Annotated in this window: 3 protein-coding genes; 1 reads left to right on the plus strand and 2 read right to left on the minus strand. The window is 73.9% G+C overall.

Features of this window, described 5'->3' with window-relative positions; genetic code table 11:
- Window positions 1-845, minus strand: an 845-nt coding sequence (locus DKL51_RS29290) for a DUF58 domain-containing protein (protein WP_185734956.1), incomplete at its 3' end; no start/stop codon positions are given.
- A complete protein-coding gene (locus DKL51_RS29295) occupies window positions 824-1,924 on the minus strand; it encodes an AAA family ATPase (RefSeq protein WP_109947120.1) in 1,101 nt (366 codons plus the stop codon). The genes DKL51_RS29290 and DKL51_RS29295, both read right to left, overlap by 22 nt.
- A 493-nt stretch (window positions 1,925-2,417) precedes the next feature.
- Here DKL51_RS29295 and DKL51_RS29305 point away from each other — a divergent pair, with 493 nt between their 5' ends.
- Entirely contained in the window at window positions 2,418-2,945 is a 528-nt protein-coding gene (locus DKL51_RS29305; RefSeq protein WP_109947118.1) for a PH domain-containing protein, read from the plus strand.
- The last annotated feature ends 48 nt before the right edge of the window (window positions 2,946-2,993 follow it).

A 2,993-nucleotide genomic window follows, 5' to 3' on the forward strand; every position in this document is an offset into this window, starting at 1 on the left:
TCGGCGTACCGGCGACGCAGCCGCGGGTCGGCGGTCTGCACCTCGTGCAGCTCCCCCGTCTCCGGGTCGACCACCGGCAGCACCCCCACGTCGGGCAGCTCCAGCTCGCGCGGGTCGACCACCTCGATCGCCAGCACATCGTGCCGGACCCGCAGCTTACGGAGCGGCCGGCCCCACTGCTGCGGCGGCGCCAGGAAGTCGGAGATCACCACGGCCACGCCGCGCCGGCGCGGCGGCCGGTTGAGCATGTCGACCAGCGCGCCCAGGTCGCTACGCCCGGGGCGGATCTCGGTCCCGGCGATCGCCCGGAGCAGCCCCTGCGCCTCCTTTCGACCGGCGCGGGCGGGCAGTCGGACCAGGGTGCCCGGCCCGGTCACCGGGGGCGCACCCCGCCATCGCCCGGCCGACGCGGGCAGCGGGGCGCCGGTGCCGACCACCGCCCCGATCCGGTTGCCACCGCGCACGGTCAGGTGACTCAGGGCGGCCGCGGCGGCGATCACCACGTCCCGCTTGAGCCACTTCCCGGTGCCGAAGTCCAGGCTGGCCGACAGGTCCACCGCGAGCCACGTCTCCAGCTCCCGGTCGGCCACCGTACGCCGGACGTGCGGCATCGTGGTCCGTGCGGTGACCGGCCAGTCCATCCGGCGTACGTCGTCGCCGGGCCGGTACTCCCGGGACTCCCCCGCCTCGCTGCCCGGCCCCGGCAGCAGGCCGGCGTAGTCGCCTTGGAGGAGGCCGTCGAGCTTGCGGGTGACCAGGAGCTGCAGCCGGGACAGCACCGCACCGCTGCGGTCGCCGCCGGCGTCGGCGGGGACGGGTCGGGTCACGGCCGCTGCCCGGGCCAGCCGGCACCCGCCGGTGGCGGCGGGGTGGCCTGCTGCCGGGGCGCGACCGAGGGCAGCGGAATGGTGGACATCACCCGGTGCACGATGTGGTCGGCGGGCACGTCGTCGGCGAGCGCGTCGTAGCTGAGCACCAGCCGGTGGCGCAGGATGTCCGGGGCGATGTCCTGCACGTCCTGCGGCAGCGCGTAGTCCCGGCCGCGCAGCAGCGCGAGCGCCCGGGCGGCCCGGACCAGGCCGAGCGAGGCGCGCGGGCTGGCGCCGTACTGGATGAGCTGCGCGATGTCCGGCATGCCGTGCTCGGCCGGGGCGCGGGTGGCCAGTACGAGCCGCACCGCGTAGTCCACCAGCGCGTTGTGCACGAAGACCTGGTCAGCCTTCTGCTGCAGGGCGATCAGGTCGGAGGTGCTGAACACCAGGGCCGGCTCGGGCGGCGCGACGCCCATCCGGTAGACGATCTCCCGCTCCTCGGCGTCGGTGGGGTAGCCGACCACGATCTTCATCAGGAACCGGTCCCGCTGGGCCTCCGGCAGCGGGTAGACGCCCTCCTGCTCGATCGGGTTCTGCGTCGCCATCACCAGGAACGGGTCGGGCACCAGATGGGTCTCCCCGCCGATCGACACCTGGCGCTCGCTCATCACCTCGAGCAGCGCCGACTGGACCTTCGCCGGCGCCCGGTTGATCTCATCGGCGAGCAGGAAGTTGACGAAGACCGGGCCGAGCTCGACGTCGAACTTCTCGCTGGACTGCCGGTAGATCCGGGTGCCCATGATGTCCGCGGGGACCAGGTCCGGGGTGAACTGCACCCGGGCGAAGGAGCCGCCGACCACCTTGGCGAGAGTCTCCACGGCGAGCGTCTTCGCCACGCCGGGTACCCCCTCCAGCAGGCAGTGTCCGCGGGCGAGCAGGGCGACGAACATCCGCTCGACCATCCGGTCCTGGCCGACGATCACCCGCTTGATCTCGAACAGCGCCCGTTCCAGCAAGGTGGCGTCCTCGGCCGGGGTGGTCACCGGCGGCGCGTCCGGAACGGCCTCGGCCGGGGTCGGGGTCGGGGCGTCGGGTGTGGTCGGCTGGGCCACCGGTCCTCCACAGCATGATCGGTTGTCGCGGCGTGGTGCGTATCAAGACTGTCATGCCCGGCTGAGAGCCGAGGGTGCGAGAAGACGATTTCCGCCGCGCCGTTGCCGACCCCGGAAAACGCTGAACACGGGTGGACAGAAAGGGGTCCGACGTGTGTACGATTCACCCCGTCGCCGGGCGGCTCCCCCCGTGGCCGCCCGGCGCTAAGCTTCCCGGCGCGCGGGCCTAGACTCGCCCCGATGACCTCTCCCACTCCCGCTGACGCCGCGTTGATCTGCTCGGCGCGGGGGTGTCGCGCTCCCGCCGTGTGGGCACTGCGTTGGAACAATCCCCGCCTGCACGACCCCGACCGGCGCAAGACGTGGTTGGCGTGTGCGGAGCACCGGGAATCACTCGGCGGTTTCCTCGACGCGCGTGGCTTCCTGCGTGAGGTGGTACCGGTGGCCGGATCGCCTACCCTCGAAGAGTGAGCGAGCGCAGCGGATCACCCCGGTGAGCGGTGACGACCTCGCCGGGCCACCGCCGGCCCCGGCCGGCCCCCTGGAACCCTGGCCGAACACCGTCCGCTGGCAGCCCATCTCCGGCGACCTGATCTGGGTGGAGCTGATCCGGCTGGGCGTCCTGCTCGCCGTCGTCCTGCTCGGGCTCGCCGTGGGCTGGGCGGCCACCGGGCACTGGCTCCTCGGCGCCGCGCTGGGCGTCGCCGTGCTGCTGGCCGCCTGGCGGGCGATCACCATCGTCCGCGCCGTGCACGCCTGGGGGTACGCCGAGCGGGAGAACGACCTGCTGGTCCGGCACGGGCTGCTGGTCCGGAGGCTCTCCATCGTCCCGTACTCGCGGATGCAGTTCGTCGACGTCACCGCCGGGCCGCTGGAGCGGGCGTTCGACCTGGCCACCGTGCAACTGCACACCGCCGCCGCGGCGAGCGACGCCCGGGTGCCCGGCCTGCGGCCGGCGGAGGCGTCCCGGCTGCGCGACCGGCTAACCGCTCTGGGCGAGGACCGGGCGGAGGGGCTGTGAACCCGGGCCCGGCCCACCCGGAGCCCGGCGCCTCCGGCCCGCCCTGGG

Origin of the sequence: Micromonospora globispora, assembly GCF_003857015.1 — a bacterium.
Lineage (GTDB): Bacteria > Actinomycetota > Actinomycetes > Mycobacteriales > Micromonosporaceae > Micromonospora > Micromonospora globispora.